Source organism: Pseudomonas sp. 2hn (assembly GCF_019646095.1).
Taxonomy (GTDB): Bacteria; Pseudomonadota; Gammaproteobacteria; order Pseudomonadales; family Pseudomonadaceae; genus Aquipseudomonas; species Aquipseudomonas peradeniyensis.
The window spans coordinates 4,138,330-4,154,744 of record NZ_CP081016.1 but is presented as its reverse complement, the minus strand read 5'-3'; the positions used below and the strand labels follow the sequence as shown (position 1 = coordinate 4,154,744).

The following is a 16,415-nucleotide window of genomic DNA, read 5'->3' as shown; positions in this document are numbered from 1 at the left end:
TCAACCCCCACTGGCGGCGGGTAGGCCGATGACCAGGCGCTCGCCTTCGTTCAGGCCGTCGAGGATCTGCACCCGCAGGCGGTCACTCAAGCCGGTGCGTACCTGACGCGCCTCGATCTGGCCCTTGCTGTTCAGCACCTGGGCCAAGCGCAAGCCCTCTTCGGGCGTCTCGTCCAGCGCGGCCAATGGCACGCTGAGCACCTGGCTGGCCTGGCCGGCGACGAAGAACACCTGGGTGGTCATCTCCGCCATCAGGGCGCCGTCGGGGTTGTCCACGTCCAGCAGCACGGTGTACTGGACCACCTTGGTGCCCGTGGTGCCGGCCGTGGCGCTGGCCGGGCTGCCCCCGCCCTGGCTGGATTGGTCCAGGGGCTTGGGTGGCACCGGCAGGATCTGCCGCACGGTGCTGGTCCAGCGCCGCTTGCCGCCGGCCAGGGTGTTGAAGTAGGCGGTCATGCCCGGCTTGACCTTGCCGATGTCGGCTTCGGACACCTGGGCCCATACGGTCATCGGCGACAGCTTGGCGATGCGCAGGATCAGCGGCGTCTGCTGCTGGGCGTTGAGGGTCTGGCCCTCGCGGGCGTCCACCGCCACCACGGTGCCGCTCATGGGCGCGTAGATCCGCGTGTAGCCCAGCTCCGCTTCGTCGCTGCGCAGGCTGGCCTGGGCCTGGCGGATCTGCGCCAGGTACATGTCAATGCGGGCCTGGGTCACCTTCAACTGCGCCGCGGCCGTCTGCAGGTCTTCCTGGCGGCTGGCGCCGGTGGCGGCCAGATCCTGCTGGCGCTTGTACTGCTGCTGGGCGAGCAGATACTGCGCTCGTTGTTCGGCGAGCTGGGCCTTGAGGTTCTCGATCGAGAAGCGTCCGGCATCGAGCTTGGCTTGTTGCGTTGACGGATCGATTTCAACCAGCAACTGGCCCTGACGCACCTCGTCGCCGGCCTCCACATGCAGCTTGCGGATCTGCCCCGAGGCCTGGGCGCCGACATCGACATAGCGACGTGGTTGCAGGGTGCCCAGGGCGGTGACGCTGCTCTCGATATCGGCGCGGGTCACCGGCACGGTGCTGACCGGTGCGCCGCCGAGCGGCAGTACCTGCCAGGCCACCAGGCTGCCGAGGCCGGCCAGGCCCAGGGCGCCGATCAGCAGACGGCGACGAGTATTGGATGTGCGTGTCATGCGGGCTTCCAGCCGGAGGTAGTGGCCGAGTGCCGCGACGGGGCATGCGCTCGGGGGTCCCAGTTAAACGAATGATATCGATGACGATTTAGCGCAGCGCGGGGTGGTCTGCGTGTTGCTGCGAATAATTATAATTTGTAAGATCGCACGCTGATATCATCCAGAACTCTGCCCCTGACTACCAACGTTCGAGCAGGGTGACGCCAGGTGCCGTCGTGGAACATTACTATCGCGAATTGGTGAGCTTCCTGTCCGCCCGACTCGGTAATCGCCAGACGGCCGAAGACGTCGCCCACGATGCCTATATCCGGGTGCTGGAGCGCACGGAGGGCGAGCAGATCGAGCACCCACGCGCCTTCCTGTATCGCACGGCCATGAACCTCGTGGTCGATCATCATCGTCGACATCTGGTGCGTCAAGCCGAGCCGCTGGAGGTACTTGACAGCGATGAGCGCTGGCATACCCCTGCGCTGACGCAGAGCATGCAACTCGACCAGCGTCTGTCGATGATGCAGCAGGCCTTGGGCGAACTGAGCGGGCCTTGCCGCGACAGTTTCCTGCTGCGCAAGCTCGATGGCCTGTCGCACCAGCAGATCGCCGAGCGCTTGGGTATTTCCCGCAGCCTGGTGGAAAAACACATTGTCAACGCCATGAAGCATTGCCGCGTGCGCATGCGCCAGTGGGAGTCCTGAGCGAGCCGTGCGCAGATGTGAAAATTCCGTGAGTGGGCGACTTGATTTCTCCCCGGTTCACGACAACTATCAATAAAGACCCCCCGTTCAGGCGTCCCGCCTGACGTTGCCGTTGCCGGCGCAGTATGGTCATGGAGCTACCGTCACCACCCAACTGCCCAGGTCCGGACGATGCCTAACAAATCCATGCGCATCCTCATCGCCGACGAGCACCCTGGCCAGCGCCTGCAGCTGGAGAAGATGCTCAATGGCCTGGGTTATTACCGGATCGCCCCGGTGGAAAGTTTCGACGACTTGCAGCGCCTGGTGCACAGCGCCCTGGAACCCTTCAACCTGCTGGTGGGCAACATCGAGCTGGCCAGTCATGCCGGGGTCGACCTGGCGCGTTTTTGCCGGGTCAGCTCGCAGATCCAGCACGCGCTGCTGTACCACTCGCCACACCTGAAAGTGCCCGCCGTACCGCCGAGCGATCGCCACGCCGTCAGCATCAGCCTGCCCCATGCCCCCGACAGCGAGGCGCTGGAGTCCTTCATGGCAATCATCGACATGCCCGTGCTGGTCGGGCAGTTGCCCTTGCCGCCGGGGTTGGCGGGGGCGTCAAGCCATGCACGGCGGCGCACCAACCTTGCGCAGACGGTGTTCTGCCGCAATCCCTGAGCAGCAGGGGGATTTGCTATCCTCTGGCCTTTTGCCTCGTTGCGGAAGCTGCCATGACTGCCATCGATACCACCCGCCCGCCACGGTTCAGCCGTCGCGACCACCGGACCCTGGGGTTGGCCGCGCTGGGTGGCGCCCTGGAAATCTACGATTTCATCATCTTCGTGTTCTTCGCGCTGACCCTCAGCCAGCTGTTCTTCCCGCCTGAAATGCCGGAATGGCTGCGCCTGCTGCAGAGCTTCGGGATCTTCGTCACCGGCTACCTGGCCAGACCGCTGGGCGGCATCCTCATGGCCCATTTCGCCGACCACCTGGGGCGCAAGCGGGTGTTCAGCCTGAGCATCCTGATGATGGCGCTGCCGTGCCTGTTGATCGGGGTGATGCCGACCTACGCCGACATCGGCTACGCCGCGCCGCTGATCCTGCTGGCCCTGCGCATCCTGCAAGGGGCGGCGGTCGGCGGCGAGGTGCCCAGCGCCTGGACCTTCGTCGCCGAACATGCGCCGTCTGGTCGTCGCGGTTATGCGCTGGGCTTCCTGCAGGCGGGGCTGACCTTCGGTTATCTGCTCGGGGCGCTGACCGCAACCTTGCTGGCGCAGCTGTTCACGCCCCAGGAAATCCTCGATTACGCCTGGCGCTATCCCTTCCTGCTCGGCGGCGTGTTTGGCGTGATCGGTGTCTGGCTGCGCCGCTGGTTGAGTGAAACTCCGGTGTTCCTGGCCCTGCGGGCGCAGCAGGAACAGCCGGTGGCCTTTCCCCTGCGACGGGTGCTGGGCACTCATCGACGGGCCCTGGTGCCGGCGGCGCTGCTGACCTGTGTACTGACCTCGGCAGTGGTGGTGCTGGTGGTGATCACCCCGACCGTGATGCAACAGCGGTTCGGCATGACGGCCGGGCACACCTTCGCCCTGAGCAGCGTGGGCATCGTCTTCCTCAATATCGGCTGTGTGCTGGCCGGCTTGCTGGTGGACCGTATCGGTGCCTGGCGGGCGCTGATGTTCTACTGCCTGCTGTTGCCGTTGGGCATCGGCGCCTTGTACGCCAGCCTGGTGGGCCAGTGGGGACAGCTCTGGGCGGCCTATGCCCTGGCCGGCCTGTCTTGTGGCGTGGTGGGGGTGGTGCCGTCGGTGATGGTCGGGCTGTTCCCGGCCGAGATCCGGGTATCGGGCATCTCCTTCACCTACAACATCGCCTACGCCTTGTGGGCCAGCACCACGCCGCTGGCGCTGATCGCCCTGATGCCCTGGAGCCCGTGGGTGTGTGTCGGCTTTTGTCTGGTCATGGGCATGGTCGGGTTGCTGACGGCGCTCTATTTCGGACGTCGTGAGCCGTTGGGGTTTGGGGCGGAGCCGTTGGCGCTCATGTGTGGTGACAAATGAAGCGGTAAAGGCCGCAGGGCAGTGAGGCAGACTTCCGGGCGGGGGTTATTGGAATAACCTATTGGCCGAAAATAACCTGGAAGGTTAATTTCTCATGGAGAAAAGAACGCCGCACTGTACGTTGGAGCGAATAAAAGCGCTGCTCGCAGCCGAGCGAGTAAGGGTAACCTCTACCGCGCTTCGAGGAGCCAGGGCTCTGGGGCTGGATTACCCAGGTATGCTTGAGGTGATCAGCAGGCTGGAGCGTGCTGATTTCTACAAGAGCATGACCAGCTATGCCGATCACCTGGTCTGGCAGGACGTCTATCGACCGCTCACAGCAGTGGGGTATGTGTATCTCAAACTGACGGTTGTCGATGATGTTCTTATCGTGTCCTTCAAGGAGCTGTAAACATGAGATGCCCGATTTGTGGTGGTGCCGAGCTTGCACCGGACACTCAGGACATGCCCTATCGCTACAAGGGCATGTCGACGCTTATTCCGCATGTCAGTGGTGATTATTGCCCTGCCTGTGGTGAGGCGGTGTTGAGTCATGCCGAAGCCATGCGTGTCAGTGACCTGATGGTGGAGTTTGATCGGAAGATCAATGCTGAGGCTATTGACCCTGCCTTCATTGTTGCCGTGCGCAAGAAGTTCGACCTCGACCAGCGTGAAGCGGGTGAAATCTTCGGGGGAGGCGTCAATGCGTTCTCTCGTTATGAAAATGGCAAGACCCGGCCGCCGGTCGCTTTGATCAAGCTGTTCAAGCTCCTGGATCGCCATCCGGAACTGTTCGAGGAAGTCAGGACTGCCTGATACGTCCAGGCAGTCAACAGGTCCTACAGGCAGGGTAGGGATTTTGAGCGTCGGCAGCTCTGCCCCCCTACAGCGCCTTCAAGGTTGTGCACGTAATTTCGACTGATCGTTGACGGACCCTTCCGTTCATACAGTCAGGAGAAATATACATGTCCAGTTTCAGCATCACCTGGATGACGCGGGCCCAGCTGCCTGCGTTTCCACCACAGATGAGCTTTTCGGCTGCCAATCCCGCCAGCACGAAACCGGATGATCAGGCCAGGACTCCGGTTATCCGCTGGGGCCGAAGCCTGGCCTGCGTGCTGGAGTCCCGCAACCACCACGACCAGGCCTGGGTGGTGGTCTACGGTGATGGCAAGCAATTGACCGGCGTACACCCGCTACATGACTTTCGCCATATCAGCCGTATCCAGCTGGCCGCCAACAGCCATGCCGTGTTGTTGACCGACAGTGCGCAGCGTCAGCAAACAGTCGAATTCACCCAACTGAAGGCACTGGATGGCAGTGGTGGTGCCGGGAACAATATAAACGGCCTACCCAGTGGTATCCCGTTCATGCTCACCAACGGCCATGATTACCTGATGGCGGATGAGGGCGGCGTGTATCTCGCCGTGAATCCGGATCCCAAGGCCATGCAATGGATCTACAAGGACGGACAACTGGTCAATGTCACCACCGGGCAGGCCTTGGGGCTCGGGATCTGCGGCAAGGTGAGCGCAGCCTCGGGAGATCGCTGGCGGCTGTCTTCCAAGGGCGAGCTTCTCTATGGCGACGGCAGCCGTACGTTGTGCGGTGCACCGACTTCGGGTGAGGTCTGGCTGCAGCGACGCAGCGAGGCGCTGCCTTCCGAAGCCTGGCGGGTGCAACTGCCTCAGCTTCCCAGGCGGGGGCAGGTACCGAGCATGGTCATTGACAAGCTGAGCCTGTGCCTCGCTGTCTCTGCCGACTACAGTGCCGGAACGGGCGATACCCTCTCGTTCTCGATCAATGGCAGTGAGCACCGCCAGCCGTTGGCTGGCAACTTCGAGCGTGGGGCGCACTTCAAGGTCGAGGTCGACCTGGTCAAGATGTTCCAGCGCAGTGTGATCTATGCCGATGAGCTGCATACGGTCGAGATCTACCAGGCCAGTGCCGGGGGGTACGGCCCAGCCTGGAAGATGCAGTCGCTGGACCTGAAGGTCAATGACCAGCTGAGCAACCGCGTCGTTGGGAGCGACAACCGTTGGGTCGAGGCCAGGGACGGCGTGGCATGGCAAGGCCGGGTGAACTGGCTGGACTGGCGCAAGGCTGATATCTCGGCGCCTCTGGACTTTGCCGGTTACACCTACCCGGTGCAATTGCAGCAATGGTTGATCGACGTGCTGAAATGGCGCAGCTATCGGCCTGAAACCCTCGATGGCGTCTGTCAGCTGATCGGTGAAGAACGGGGTCAGATACTGGCTTATGAGCTCAAGAGCGGAAGATTGATCTATCTGCGTCCCAATACTGCCCAGGATGCCTACACCTGGGTCTACACCCCGCAAAAGAGCATTCTGGTCAAATTCTGGGATCAGTCCCTCGATCGGACGCATTACACCCGGCACAGTCAGCTTGGTGGTGGGCAGCCGGTGGTATGCGCCGGAGAAATGCGGATCGACCGCAAGACCACCAGCAATGCGGTGAGCGACATACTTGGCCTGGTCAACGATGCCTCCGGACACTACAAACCCGATGGCGGGCAGTGCCTGGGACATGTCCTGGAGCGGCTCGCGCAGTTGGGGCTGGACACCGCGCACACCGTTGTTTCGTACAAGCGGTAGCGTCTTTGCCATGCAAAAGCCCCCGGGCCTCACGGCCAGGGGGCTTTTGCTTGCCGCAATGGCAGGGCTTACATGTTCGGGTAGTTCGGCCCGCCGGCACCTTCAGGGGTGACCCAGGTGATGTTCTGGGCCGGATCCTTGATATCGCAGGTCTTGCAGTGCACGCAGTTCTGCGCGTTGATCTGGAAGCGCTTGTTGCCGTCTTCCTGGGTGACCACTTCGTACACGCCGGCCGGGCAGTAGCGCTGTGCCGGCTCGTCGTACAATGGCAGGTTGCTGGCGATCGGGATGTTCGGATCGCTCAGCTTCAGGTGGCAGGGTTGTTCCTCTTCATGGTTGGTGCTGGAGAGGAATACCGAGCTGAGCTTGTCGAAGCTGAGCTTGCCGTCTGGTTTCGGGTAGTCGATCTTCTGCGAATCCGCCGCAAGCTTGAGGCAGGCATAGTCCGGCTTGGTGTCGTGCAGGGTGAACGGCAGCTTGCCGCCGAACCAGTTCTGGTCGATGTAGTTGAACGCACCACCGAGCAACGGGCCGAACTTGTGCAGGGCCGGGCCGAAGTTGCGGCTGGCGAACAGCTCTTCATGCAGCCAGCTGGCTTTGAAGGCGCTGACATAGCCGTTGAGCTGGTCACCGCCTTCGCTGCCGGCGATCAATGCGTCAGCCACCGCCTCGGCGGCGAGCATGCCGGATTTCATCGCGGTATGGCTGCCCTTGATCTTGGAGAAGTTCAGGGTGCCCAGGTCGCAGCCGATCAGCGCGCCACCATTGAAGACCATCTTCGGCAGCGAATTCAGGCCGCCTTTGCAGATGGCGCGGGCGCCGTAGCTGATGCGCTTGCCGCCTTCGAGGTACTGGGCCATCACCGGGTGGTGCTTGAGGCGCTGGAACTCGTCGAACGGCGACAGGTAAGCGTTGGAGTAGGACAGGTCGACGATCAGGCCGACCACCACCTGGTTGTTTTCCAGGTGATAAAGGAAGGAGCCGCCGGTGTTCTCGGCGCTCACCACGTCCAGCGGCCAGCCGGCGGTGTGCACCACCAGGCCCTGCTCGTGCTTGGCCGGGTCGATTTCCCAGATTTCCTTGAGGCCGATGCCGTAGTGCTGGACGTCGGATTCATTGTCCAGGTCGAAGCGCTTGATCAGCTGCTTGCCGATATGGCCACGGCAGCCTTCGGCGAACAGGGTGTACTTGGCGCGCAGCTCCATGCCCGGGGTGTACAGGCCGTCCTTCGGGTTGCCTTCGCGGTCGACACCCAGGTCGCCGGTGACGATGCCGCGGACCACGCCGTTCTCATCGAACAGTGCCTCTTGCGCGGCGAAGCCCGGGTAGATCTCGACGCCCAGGTTCTCGGCCTGCTGGGCCAGCCAGCGGCACAGGTTGCCCAGGGAGATGATGTAGTTGCCGTGGTTGTGCATGGTCTTGGGCACGAACAGGTCGGGGACCTTGGTCGAGCTGTCGGCACTTTTCAGCACATAGATGTCGTCGCGCTTCACTTCGGTGTTCAGCGGCGCGCCGAGGTCTTTCCAGTCGGGGAACAGTTCGTTCAGGGCGCGCGGTTCGAACACCGCACCGGAGAGGATGTGGGCGCCGACTTCGGAGCCTTTCTCGACCACGCAGACGCTGATCTCGCTACCGGCTTCGGCGGCCTTCTGCTTCAGGCGGCAGGCGGCGGACAGGCCCGCCGGGCCTGCGCCGACGATGACCACGTCGAATTCCATGTATTCGCGTTCCACAGGTTCTCTCCTACTCAAGGCTCATCGCGTTGCTTGTCTTTTATGGGTGTTCACGGTCACATGCGGCGTGCAGAGGCTGTAGCTTCGCAGGTGATGGACTACACCGTTTTGTCTTGGCCGCGCATTATATCTACACCACTTGGCGGGTCCAATACAAACGTTTGTTTGAATTTGCCGGAGGCCCGTAGAATCGCAGGTAGGCGGCTGGAGGCTGGCCAATTTGCCGTATTGACCGGATTGGGTGTTACGGTCAAGATACGAGCGCTTTCGCGTTCGCCGTAGGCTGACCGTCGGGCGCAGGTGCACCCCTAAAGACCAGGCGTGGAGCAGGGTTTACGGGCCGAATCAGGTTTTGTAGTGGAGTCTACACGCCACGACAGGAAATGACCCGTGGGTTTTGCCCGCAAGGGTCGAAACAGGACTGATCGGTCAATTGAACTTTGTCGGCGTCGGAACGTTTTTAGAGGTGCCCTTGTACCCACGCGCATTCGCCGGGCAGTCCCCAGGCGATCTTCTTTTCACCGGAGAGTAACGAGGAATCCATGAAGGTTCTTGTAGCTGTCAAACGAGTGGTCGACTACAACGTCAAGGTTCGCGTCAAGGCGGACAACTCCGGCGTCGACCTTGCAAACGTCAAGATGTCCATGAACCCCTTCTGCGAAATCGCCGTGGAAGAAGCCGTCCGCCTGAAAGAGAAGGGCGTGGCGAGCGAAATCGTCGTCGTCTCCATCGGCCCGACCGCCGCCCAGGAGCAACTGCGTACCGCCCTGGCCCTGGGCGCCGACCGCGCCATCCTGGTCGAGGCCGCTGACGAACTGAACTCCCTGGCCGTGGCCAAGGCGCTGAAAGCCGTTGTCGACAAGGAGCAGCCGCAGCTGGTGATCCTCGGCAAACAGGCCATCGACAGCGACAACAACCAGACCGGCCAGATGCTGGCCGCGCTGACCGGCTTCGCCCAGGGTACCTTCGCCTCCAAGGTCGAAGTTGCTGGCGACAAGGTCAACGTCACCCGTGAAATCGATGGCGGCCTGCAGACCGTCGCGCTGAACCTGCCAGCCATCGTTACCACCGACCTGCGCCTGAACGAGCCGCGCTACGCGTCGCTGCCGAACATCATGAAGGCCAAGAAGAAGCCGCTGGAGACCATCACTCCAGATGCGCTGGGCGTGTCCATCGCCTCCACCAACAAGACCCTCAAGGTCGAAGCGCCTGCTGCCCGCAGCGCCGGTATCAAGGTCAAGTCGGTGGCCGAACTGGTCGAGAAGCTGAAGAACGAAGCGAAGGTAATCTAAATGACTATCCTGGTTGTCGCTGAACACGAGAACGGTGCCGTAGCCCCGGCCACCCTGAACACTGTCGCCGCTGCCGCCAAGATCGGTGGTGATATCCACGTGCTGGTCGCAGGCCAGAACGTCGGTGGCGTCGCCGAGTCCGCCGCCAAGATCGCTGGCGTAGCCAAGGTGCTGGTTGCCGATAACGCCGCCTACGCCCACGCCCTGCCGGAAAACGTCGCGCCGCTGCTGGTCGAGCTGGCCAAGGGTTACAGCCATGTGCTGGCCCCGGCCACCACCAATGGCAAGAACATCCTGCCGCGCGTTGCCGCGCTGCTGGACGTCGACCAGATCTCCGAGATCATCGCGGTCGAATCCGCCGACACCTTCAAGCGTCCTATCTACGCCGGTAACGCCATTGCCACCGTGCAATCGAGCGCTGCGGTCAAGGTCATCACCGTGCGCACCACCGGCTTCGACGCCGTGGCCGCCGAAGGTGGTTCGGCCGCTGTCGAAGCTGTCGCTGCCGCCCACGACGCCGGCAAGTCGGCCTTCGTTGGCGAAGAGCTGGCCAAGTCCGACCGTCCTGAGCTGACCGCCGCCAAGATCGTCGTTTCCGGCGGCCGCGGCATGGGCAACGGTGACAACTTCAAGCACCTGTACGCCCTGGCCGACAAGCTCGGCGCCGCCGTCGGCGCCTCGCGCGCCGCGGTCGACGCAGGCTTCGTGCCGAACGACATGCAGGTCGGCCAGACCGGCAAGATCGTCGCGCCACAGTTGTACATTGCCGTCGGTATCTCCGGCGCGATCCAGCACCTGGCCGGCATGAAGGACTCGAAAGTGATCGTCGCGATCAACAAGGACGAAGAGGCGCCGATCTTCCAGGTCGCCGACTACGGCCTGGTCGCCGACCTGTTCGAAGCGGTTCCGGAGCTGGAAAAGCTGGTCTGATCCGCCTGCTTCACTTATAAAGAACCCGGCCCGCCCTTGGCGGTCCGGGTTTTTTCATGGTTTTTTCAGGGGCGGGGAGAGGTTGCATGGCGTTTCGCTGGAGCAAGGGAGGGCTGGCCTGTGCGCTGGTGCTGTTGTCGACGCAGGCCTTGGCGCTGGGCAAGTGCGAGCGTCTGGTGGCTACCGGCAGCCCGGATGCGCCGCCGTACTCCTGGCAGGACCCGCAAGACCCGAAACACCTGATCGGCGCCAATGTCGACCTGCTGCGCCAGGTGGCGGCCGAGCTTGGGGTGAAGGTCGAGGTGCTGCACGCAGGCAGGCGCGAGCAGGCCCTGGAAGAGGTGCGCAGCGGGCGCATGGACCTGCTGCTCGACACGCCGATGCAGGTCACCCAGCTGACCAGCCTGGATTACATCCATCCGGCCCTGCAGCTCAATGAATACCTGGTCTGGACCCGCCACGACGCGACTCTGGTGTTCGATGGCCCGGCCGACCTCGCCCAATACCAGGGTGCCCTTTCCGAAAAGGCCCGCCTGACCCCGGCTTTCGACGCCTTCGCCAAGACGCAGCTTAAGCTGGAGCCTGCGCAGAACCTGACGCAGGCCTTCCAGAAGCTGGTGCTCGGCCAGGTCGACTATGTGTTGGCCGGGCGCTACTCGGGCATGGCCATGGCACAGAGCCTGGGCGTGGGCAACGACCTCATCGCCCGGGGCTTGCCGGTGGACCGTCCGGGGTTGTACCTGGCGGTCTCGCACAATTCGGCGTGCAACGACAGCTGGTTGCGCGGACAACTGGCGAAAAAACTGACAGAATTGCCGATCTCCGGGGCGAGCGAAGCTGTGCTGCAGCGCAATGTCGAGCGTTGGAAGGCGCAGATGCAGGCGTCGCAGGGTGCCCCCAAACAGTAGGAAGCGTGAGTGAGAATCCAACCCTTGATGCTCGCCCTGGCCGTGCTTGGCCTGGCCGGCTGTGCCAACGACCCGGCACCCAATGAACAGCTGCGCCTGTCGGAACAGGCGCTGGAGCAGGCCAAGGCGGTCGGTGCCAATGAGCAGGTGCCGGAGTTCAAGCTGGCCGAAGACAAGCTGGCCCGGGCCAAGAGCAACATGCTCGGCGAAAGCCACCGCGATGCGCGCATGCGCGCCGAGCAGGCCGAGCTCGATGCGCGCCTGGCCGAGGCACGGGTGCTGAACCAGAAGAGCGAGGAGCAGCTGCAGGCGATGCAGTCGCGGATCAAGCGCCTGCGCAAGCAGCTGGAGGTGCAGCCATGAAGCGCCTCAAGCCCATGGCGGCCTTGGCCTTGCTGGCCCTGGTCGGTTTGCAGGGTTGCGCCAGCCAGCGCAGCGAGTCGGCGCTGGATGATGCCAGTGCCGCGTTCCAGAAGGTCAAGGACGATTCCGATGTGCTGCGCAGTGCGCCTCGCGATGTGATCCGCGCCGGCGAGTCGTTGGCCCGTGCGGAGCGTCTGGCAGGTTATGTCGGCACTGGCAGTGATGTCCGTCATTACGCCTACCTGAGCCAGCGCTACAGCGAGATTGCCAGTGAGCATACCAAGCTGGCGTTGAATCAGGAGCGTCTGGCCAAGCTTGATCTGGAGCGCCAGCGCCTGCAGTTGGCGCTGCGCGAGGCCAAGTTGGCCAGCGTCCAGCAGCAGGGCAAGTTCGTCGAGGCGCAGATTGTCGCGCTGGCGTCGGAGCAGACCGATCGTGGCCTGGTGATGACTCTGGGTGACGTGCTGTTCGATACCGGCCAGGCCGACCTGAAGAATTCGGCCAGCCGTACTGTACTTAAGCTGGTGCAGTTCCTTCAGCTCAATCCGCGGCGGGTGGTGCGGATCGAGGGTTATACCGATAGCACTGGTGCTGCGGAAGAGAACCTCAAGCTGTCCCGTGATCGCGCCCAGTCGGTCGCCGACATGCTGGTCGATCTGGGGGTAGATGAGAAGCGTATCCAGGTCGAGGGGTATGGCGACCAGTATCCGGTGGAGGCCAACGCCTCGGAGCGGGGCAGGGCGCAGAATCGTCGGGTCGAGATCGTCTTCTCCGATGACAAGGGCAAACTCGCGCCAGCGCGTTGAGTTCTGTTTTGATTTCGAGCAAGCCCGTTCCTACAAGAAGTTATACCTAACTTGTAGAAGCGGGTTTGAGCGCGATAGGACTCATCCAGTCAAATCATTGCCAACCGGCTAGCTACTACTTCGTTTCTCTTGATCTTGATCTTGATCTTGATCTTGATCTTGATCTTGATTTTGGTTGTTTGGTTGTTTGGTTGTTTTAGTTGGTGTTTAGGGTTGTATGTGCATTCATTTGCGATGTCGACGCTTAGTCACCTTTCCGCCCTTACGGCGGGTAACTTTTTGAAGGATCAAAATCTATGGTCACCCCGTTTTCTGCAATACTGTTCATCAGATGAAATGGATGGCTTGCGTAAATCTATCCGGCGTCTGATGGGCTCGTATCCGCCCGCGCCACGATGAGCGTTCGCACCTGACAATCCTTAAAAAGTAAGCGGCTTCCAAGAGCCATTTTTGATCCCAGGATCATCGTCAGGCCGATCGGCCGTTTGTTTCATCTGTTGTACAGCTATCGCAAAACCTGATGGTGAAACACGGTGCAGCACTACGGGGTCAGGCGTTCATGGCGCCTGGCTCCGTTTTATATTGCGTGTGCCGAGTGGTAATGGCCCAAGCGATGCGTGCCAGTTTGTTGGCCAACGCGCAGGCCACCACGTTGGAGTGACGTCGAGCGAGCAGTGAGCGCACCCAATCGGCTAATGGGCCTTTCTGGTACTTCAAACGCATCAGGTAAACCCGTGCGCATTGCACCAGCAAGCGTCGAAGGTTCTTGTCGCCGCGCTTGCTAATCCCCAGCAAATTCTGTCTGCCACCGGTACTGTACTGACGGGGCACCAGACCTACAGAGGCCGCAAAGTCCCGGCTACTGCCGTATTGCTGGCCATCGCCCATTTCCACAGCCAGCAGGCTGGCGGTGATCGGTCCGACACACGGAATACTCAGCAAACGACTACCCAGATCATCGTCAGTCAGCTGGCTCACCAGCTCTTCGTCCAACAACTTGATCTGCTCGCTCAGGTAGACGAAATGCTCATGTAGCCGCTGCAACAATGCGACAAGACGTACAGGCAAGTCGTGCTCTTCAAGCACAGAAGCGAGGCGTTTGACCACTGCCAGTCCGGTCGGCAGGCTGACGCCGAATTCGAGCAGGAACCCATGCATCTGGTTCACCGTCTTGGTTCGGTCGCGGATCAATGATTCACGCATCCGATGAGAAACAGAGAGCGTTTGCTGCTCAGGCGATTTTGGCGTCACAAAGCGCATGGAAGGCCGGGAAGCAGCTTCGCAGATGGCTTGCGCATCAACGAAGTCGTTTTTGTTGCTCTTGACGAAAGGCTTAACAAACTGAGGCGAGATCAGCTTGGCTTCATGCCCCATCGCCGTGAGTTCTCGAGCCAGATAGTGCGAACCGGCACAGGCCTCCATCACCACCGTGCAGGGAGGATGATTGGCCAGAAACCGCATCATCTGCAGCCTTGAGCACTTCTTGCGCGATACCTCTTTGCCGAACTTGTCCTGGGCATGCAGGTGGAAGGTATGTTTGCCGATGTCGATGCCGATCAGTGTCACGGTGCTCATGATGACGGTCTCCGAAGAAAAAACACCCTGCGAAAGCGTACGCCTCGCAGGGTGCCGGGGTGACCATCTCATTAAGTCACCAAAAAATCCTCGCTCCATTCATCCGGCCCTGCGCTTCGCTCCGGGTTCCCTCACTCCGGCCTTGCTCCCGGGAGGACCGCGCTGCAGGGCCCATCCTGGGCCCCAGCGCTTGACGGGCATCCATGCCCGTCACCTCCCTTCGCAAGACCTGCGTTCGGCCTCCTGAAGTCGCGAAGTTACGAGCGGCGCCTGGACTTGCGCAGCTGTCGCTAGTTGCAGCTTAATTAATCTTTCGATCGCATCGCGGGGCAAGCCCGCTCCCACGCAATAGTCGCCGTTATATATGACTCTGTAGGAGCGGGCTTGCCCCGCGAAAGGGCCGGAACAGTCAATACATAATTAACTGTCAAACAACTGAATTCGCATTTCTTGCTCTTGCTCTTGCTTCTAAGCGCGCGATAGTCCAGGCGCCACCAATTGCGACTTCAGTAGGCCGAGCGGAGTTCTTGCGGAGGGAGGTGACGGCCAAGGATGGCCGTCAAGCGCTGCGCCCCAGGATGGGGCGTTCAGCGCGGTCCTCCCGGGAGCAAGAACGGAGCGAGGGAACCCCGAAGCGAAGCGTAGGGGCCGGATGAATGGAGCGAGGATTTTTTGGTTCCTTTTTGATCCTTCAAAAAGGAACTCGCCGTAAGGGCGAAAAGGTGACTATGCGTCACCATCGCCAACGAATGCGCTTACATCCATCAAAACCAACCCCCTGAAAGCCCAAGCCGAATCAAATCAAGGCATCACCCCAACAGTCCCATTCCCCGCCTTAGGCTGCCGATAAAGATCCAGCAACACCTGATCGAGAACCTGCGAAGCCCCCCAAGGCTTTGGATCATTGAGAATGGCCGCCACCGCCCAGGTGTGCCCGTTACTGTCCCGGCTGAACCCGGCAATCGCCCGCACGGTATTGAGGGTCCCGGTCTTGATGTGCCCTTCACCGGTCATGGCCGTGCGCTTGAGCCGCTTGCGCATGGTGCCGTCCATCCCCACCAGCGGCATCGAGCTGATGAACTCGGCCGCGTAAGGGCTCTTCCAGGCCGCCTGCAACAGCGCCGCCATCTCGCGGGTGCTGACCCGCTCGGCACGGGACAGCCCCGAGCCGTTCTCCATCACCAGGTGCGGCGAGGTGATGCCTTTCTTCGCCATCCACTGGCGCACTACGCGCTGGGCGGCACGGGCATCGTCGCCGTCGGCGTCGGTACGGAACTGCGCGCCAAGGCTCAGGAACAGCTGCTGCGCCATGGTGTTGTTGCTGTATTTGTTGATGTCGCGGATGACTTCCACCAGGTCCGGCGAGAAGGCGCGGGCCAGCAGGCGGGCGCTCTTGGGCACGTTCTCGATGCGGTCGCGGCCCTGGATGCTGCCGCCCAGCTCGTTCCAGATCGCCCGCACGGCACCGGCCGCGTAGGTCGGGTGATCCAGCAGCGACAGGTAGGTCTGCGAGTTGCAGCCGTCGGCGAGCTGGCCACTGACCGTCACGCTGACACCGTCCGGCTGGACTACCGGGTTGTAGCGCACCTCGCCGGTGCACTGCTTGCCGGCCACGGCCTTGACCTGGTTGTCGATGCGGATGCTGGCGATCGGTGGCTCGACCGAGACGTTGACCTTGCCACCGTCGTTACGGGCAACGAAGCGCAAGGCCTTGAGGTTGACCAGCAGCGAGTCGGGCTTGACCAGGAACGGTTTGTTCTCGTCGCCGCCGTCGTCATCGAACTGTGGCAGGTTGGGTTGCACGAAGTGACTGCGGTCCAGGGCCAGGTCGCCGGTCACGGTGCGCACACCATTGGCGCGCAGGTCGCGCATCAGCAGCCAGAGCTTTTCCATGTTCAGCTTGGGGTCGCCGCCGCCTTTGAGGTACAGGTTGCCGTTCAGCACGCCGTTGCTCAGGGTGCCGTCGGTGTAGAACTCGGTTTTCCACTGGAAAGTCGGGCCCAGCAGTTCCAGCGCGGCATAGGTGGTGACCAGCTTCATGGTCGAGGCCGGGTTGACCGACACGTCGGCGTTGAACACGGTCGCCGTGCCCGGGCCGTCCAGCGGCAGCATGACCAGCGACAGGGCCGAATCCTGCAGTTTGTTGGTCTTGAGCGCCTGCTGCACCTTAGGCGGCAGGCTGGTGTTGACGGTGGCGGCCTGCACGGACAGCGACAGGGGCAGGAACAGGCCGGCGAGCAGCAGTGGGCGGAGCGTCTTGATCATAAATGGACAAACCCTGCAGGCGAGGGAAAAAGACAACGGGGC

At 61.9% G+C, this 16,415-nt stretch carries 15 protein-coding genes; 11 read left to right on the top strand and 4 right to left on the bottom strand.

Annotated features, from left to right (window positions below; genetic code table 11):
* Entirely contained in the window at window positions 1-1,179 is a 1,179-nt protein-coding gene (locus tag K2O50_RS18690) for an efflux RND transporter periplasmic adaptor subunit (protein WP_050704788.1), read from the bottom strand.
* Between the two features lie 215 nt (window positions 1,180-1,394).
* Between K2O50_RS18690 and K2O50_RS18685 the strand changes: the two genes are divergently transcribed.
* The 6 genes from K2O50_RS18685 to K2O50_RS18660 all read left to right on the top strand — a co-directional run bounded on the left by K2O50_RS18685 (window position 1,395) and on the right by K2O50_RS18660 (window position 6,501).
* On the top strand, window positions 1,395-1,871 hold the full coding sequence (locus tag K2O50_RS18685; protein WP_050704789.1) for a sigma-70 family RNA polymerase sigma factor: 477 nt from the start codon (window positions 1,395-1,397) through the stop codon (window positions 1,869-1,871).
* Window positions 1,872-2,042: 171 nt separating this feature from the next.
* The gene (locus K2O50_RS18680) at window positions 2,043-2,528 is read left to right on the top strand and encodes a hypothetical protein (protein WP_050704790.1); all 486 of its coding nucleotides are present in this window, start codon (window positions 2,043-2,045) and stop codon (window positions 2,526-2,528) included.
* 53 nt (window positions 2,529-2,581) lie between these two features.
* A complete protein-coding gene (locus tag K2O50_RS18675) occupies window positions 2,582-3,907 on the top strand; it encodes an MFS transporter (RefSeq protein WP_050704791.1) in 1,326 nt (441 codons plus the stop codon).
* Between the two features lie 94 nt (window positions 3,908-4,001).
* A complete protein-coding gene (locus K2O50_RS18670) occupies window positions 4,002-4,298 on the top strand; it encodes a type II toxin-antitoxin system MqsR family toxin (protein ID WP_050704792.1) in 297 nt (98 codons plus the stop codon).
* 2 nt (window positions 4,299-4,300) lie between these two features.
* Window positions 4,301-4,702, top strand: a complete 402-nt coding sequence (locus K2O50_RS18665; protein ID WP_050704793.1) for a type II toxin-antitoxin system MqsA family antitoxin — start codon at window positions 4,301-4,303, stop codon at window positions 4,700-4,702.
* Between the two features lie 149 nt (window positions 4,703-4,851).
* A complete protein-coding gene (locus K2O50_RS18660; protein ID WP_050704794.1) occupies window positions 4,852-6,501 on the top strand; it encodes a hypothetical protein in 1,650 nt (549 codons plus the stop codon).
* 68 nt (window positions 6,502-6,569) lie between these two features.
* Here K2O50_RS18660 and K2O50_RS18655 read toward each other — a convergent pair whose 3' ends face one another.
* Complete coding sequence (locus K2O50_RS18655; RefSeq protein ID WP_050704795.1) at window positions 6,570-8,234, bottom strand: electron transfer flavoprotein-ubiquinone oxidoreductase; 1,665 nt, start codon at window positions 8,232-8,234, stop codon at window positions 6,570-6,572.
* Window positions 8,235-8,776: 542 nt separating this feature from the next.
* On the opposite strand from K2O50_RS18655, the gene K2O50_RS18650 reads away from it, so the two are divergent.
* The 5 genes from K2O50_RS18650 to K2O50_RS18630 all read left to right on the top strand — a co-directional run bounded on the left by K2O50_RS18650 (window position 8,777) and on the right by K2O50_RS18630 (window position 12,533).
* Complete coding sequence (locus K2O50_RS18650; RefSeq protein ID WP_028692905.1) at window positions 8,777-9,526, top strand: electron transfer flavoprotein subunit beta/FixA family protein; 750 nt, start codon at window positions 8,777-8,779, stop codon at window positions 9,524-9,526.
* A complete protein-coding gene (locus K2O50_RS18645) occupies window positions 9,527-10,456 on the top strand; it encodes an electron transfer flavoprotein subunit alpha/FixB family protein (RefSeq protein ID WP_028692906.1) in 930 nt (309 codons plus the stop codon). It begins immediately after the preceding gene.
* 86 nt (window positions 10,457-10,542) lie between these two features.
* Window positions 10,543-11,364, top strand: coding sequence for an ABC transporter substrate-binding protein (locus tag K2O50_RS18640; protein ID WP_050704796.1), 822 nt, complete (start codon window positions 10,543-10,545; stop codon window positions 11,362-11,364).
* 9 nt (window positions 11,365-11,373) lie between these two features.
* A complete protein-coding gene (locus tag K2O50_RS18635) occupies window positions 11,374-11,727 on the top strand; it encodes a DUF4398 domain-containing protein (RefSeq protein ID WP_050704797.1) in 354 nt (117 codons plus the stop codon).
* Window positions 11,724-12,533 carry an OmpA family protein gene (locus K2O50_RS18630; RefSeq protein ID WP_050704798.1) on the top strand — a complete coding sequence of 270 codons (810 nt, stop codon included), beginning with the start codon at window positions 11,724-11,726 and terminating at the stop codon, window positions 12,531-12,533. Before K2O50_RS18635 ends, K2O50_RS18630 begins: the two co-directional genes overlap by 4 nt.
* A 549-nt stretch (window positions 12,534-13,082) precedes the next feature.
* Here the strand turns inward: K2O50_RS18630 and K2O50_RS18625 are convergent.
* The gene (locus tag K2O50_RS18625) at window positions 13,083-14,108 is read right to left on the bottom strand and encodes an IS110 family transposase (protein ID WP_050707629.1); all 1,026 of its coding nucleotides are present in this window, start codon (window positions 14,106-14,108) and stop codon (window positions 13,083-13,085) included.
* Window positions 14,109-14,909: 801 nt separating this feature from the next.
* Window positions 14,910-16,373 carry a D-alanyl-D-alanine carboxypeptidase/D-alanyl-D-alanine-endopeptidase gene (gene dacB, locus K2O50_RS18620; RefSeq protein WP_050704799.1) on the bottom strand — a complete coding sequence of 488 codons (1,464 nt, stop codon included), beginning with the start codon at window positions 16,371-16,373 and terminating at the stop codon, window positions 14,910-14,912.
* Window positions 16,374-16,415: the final 42 nt, after the last annotated feature.

What these genes read in the sequence shown, in the direction of transcription:
- K2O50_RS18690 (WP_050704788.1), bottom strand. Translation starts at nt 1,179, where the DNA reads ATGACACGCACATCCAATACTCGTCGCCGTCTGCTGATCGGCGCCCTG.
- K2O50_RS18680 (WP_050704790.1), top strand. Translation starts at nt 2,043, where the DNA reads ATGCCTAACAAATCCATGCGCATCCTCATCGCCGACGAGCACCCTGGC.
- K2O50_RS18675 (WP_050704791.1), top strand. Translation starts at nt 2,582, where the DNA reads ATGACTGCCATCGATACCACCCGCCCGCCACGGTTCAGCCGTCGCGAC.
- K2O50_RS18670 (WP_050704792.1), top strand. Translation starts at nt 4,002, where the DNA reads ATGGAGAAAAGAACGCCGCACTGTACGTTGGAGCGAATAAAAGCGCTG.
- K2O50_RS18665 (WP_050704793.1), top strand. Translation starts at nt 4,301, where the DNA reads ATGAGATGCCCGATTTGTGGTGGTGCCGAGCTTGCACCGGACACTCAG.
- K2O50_RS18660 (WP_050704794.1), top strand. Translation starts at nt 4,852, where the DNA reads ATGTCCAGTTTCAGCATCACCTGGATGACGCGGGCCCAGCTGCCTGCG.
- K2O50_RS18650 (WP_028692905.1), top strand. Translation starts at nt 8,777, where the DNA reads ATGAAGGTTCTTGTAGCTGTCAAACGAGTGGTCGACTACAACGTCAAG.
- K2O50_RS18645 (WP_028692906.1), top strand. Translation starts at nt 9,527, where the DNA reads ATGACTATCCTGGTTGTCGCTGAACACGAGAACGGTGCCGTAGCCCCG.
- K2O50_RS18640 (WP_050704796.1), top strand. Translation starts at nt 10,543, where the DNA reads ATGGCGTTTCGCTGGAGCAAGGGAGGGCTGGCCTGTGCGCTGGTGCTG.
- K2O50_RS18630 (WP_050704798.1), top strand. Translation starts at nt 11,724, where the DNA reads ATGAAGCGCCTCAAGCCCATGGCGGCCTTGGCCTTGCTGGCCCTGGTC.
- K2O50_RS18625 (WP_050707629.1), bottom strand. Translation starts at nt 14,108, where the DNA reads ATGAGCACCGTGACACTGATCGGCATCGACATCGGCAAACATACCTTC.
- dacB (WP_050704799.1), bottom strand. Translation starts at nt 16,373, where the DNA reads ATGATCAAGACGCTCCGCCCACTGCTGCTCGCCGGCCTGTTCCTGCCC.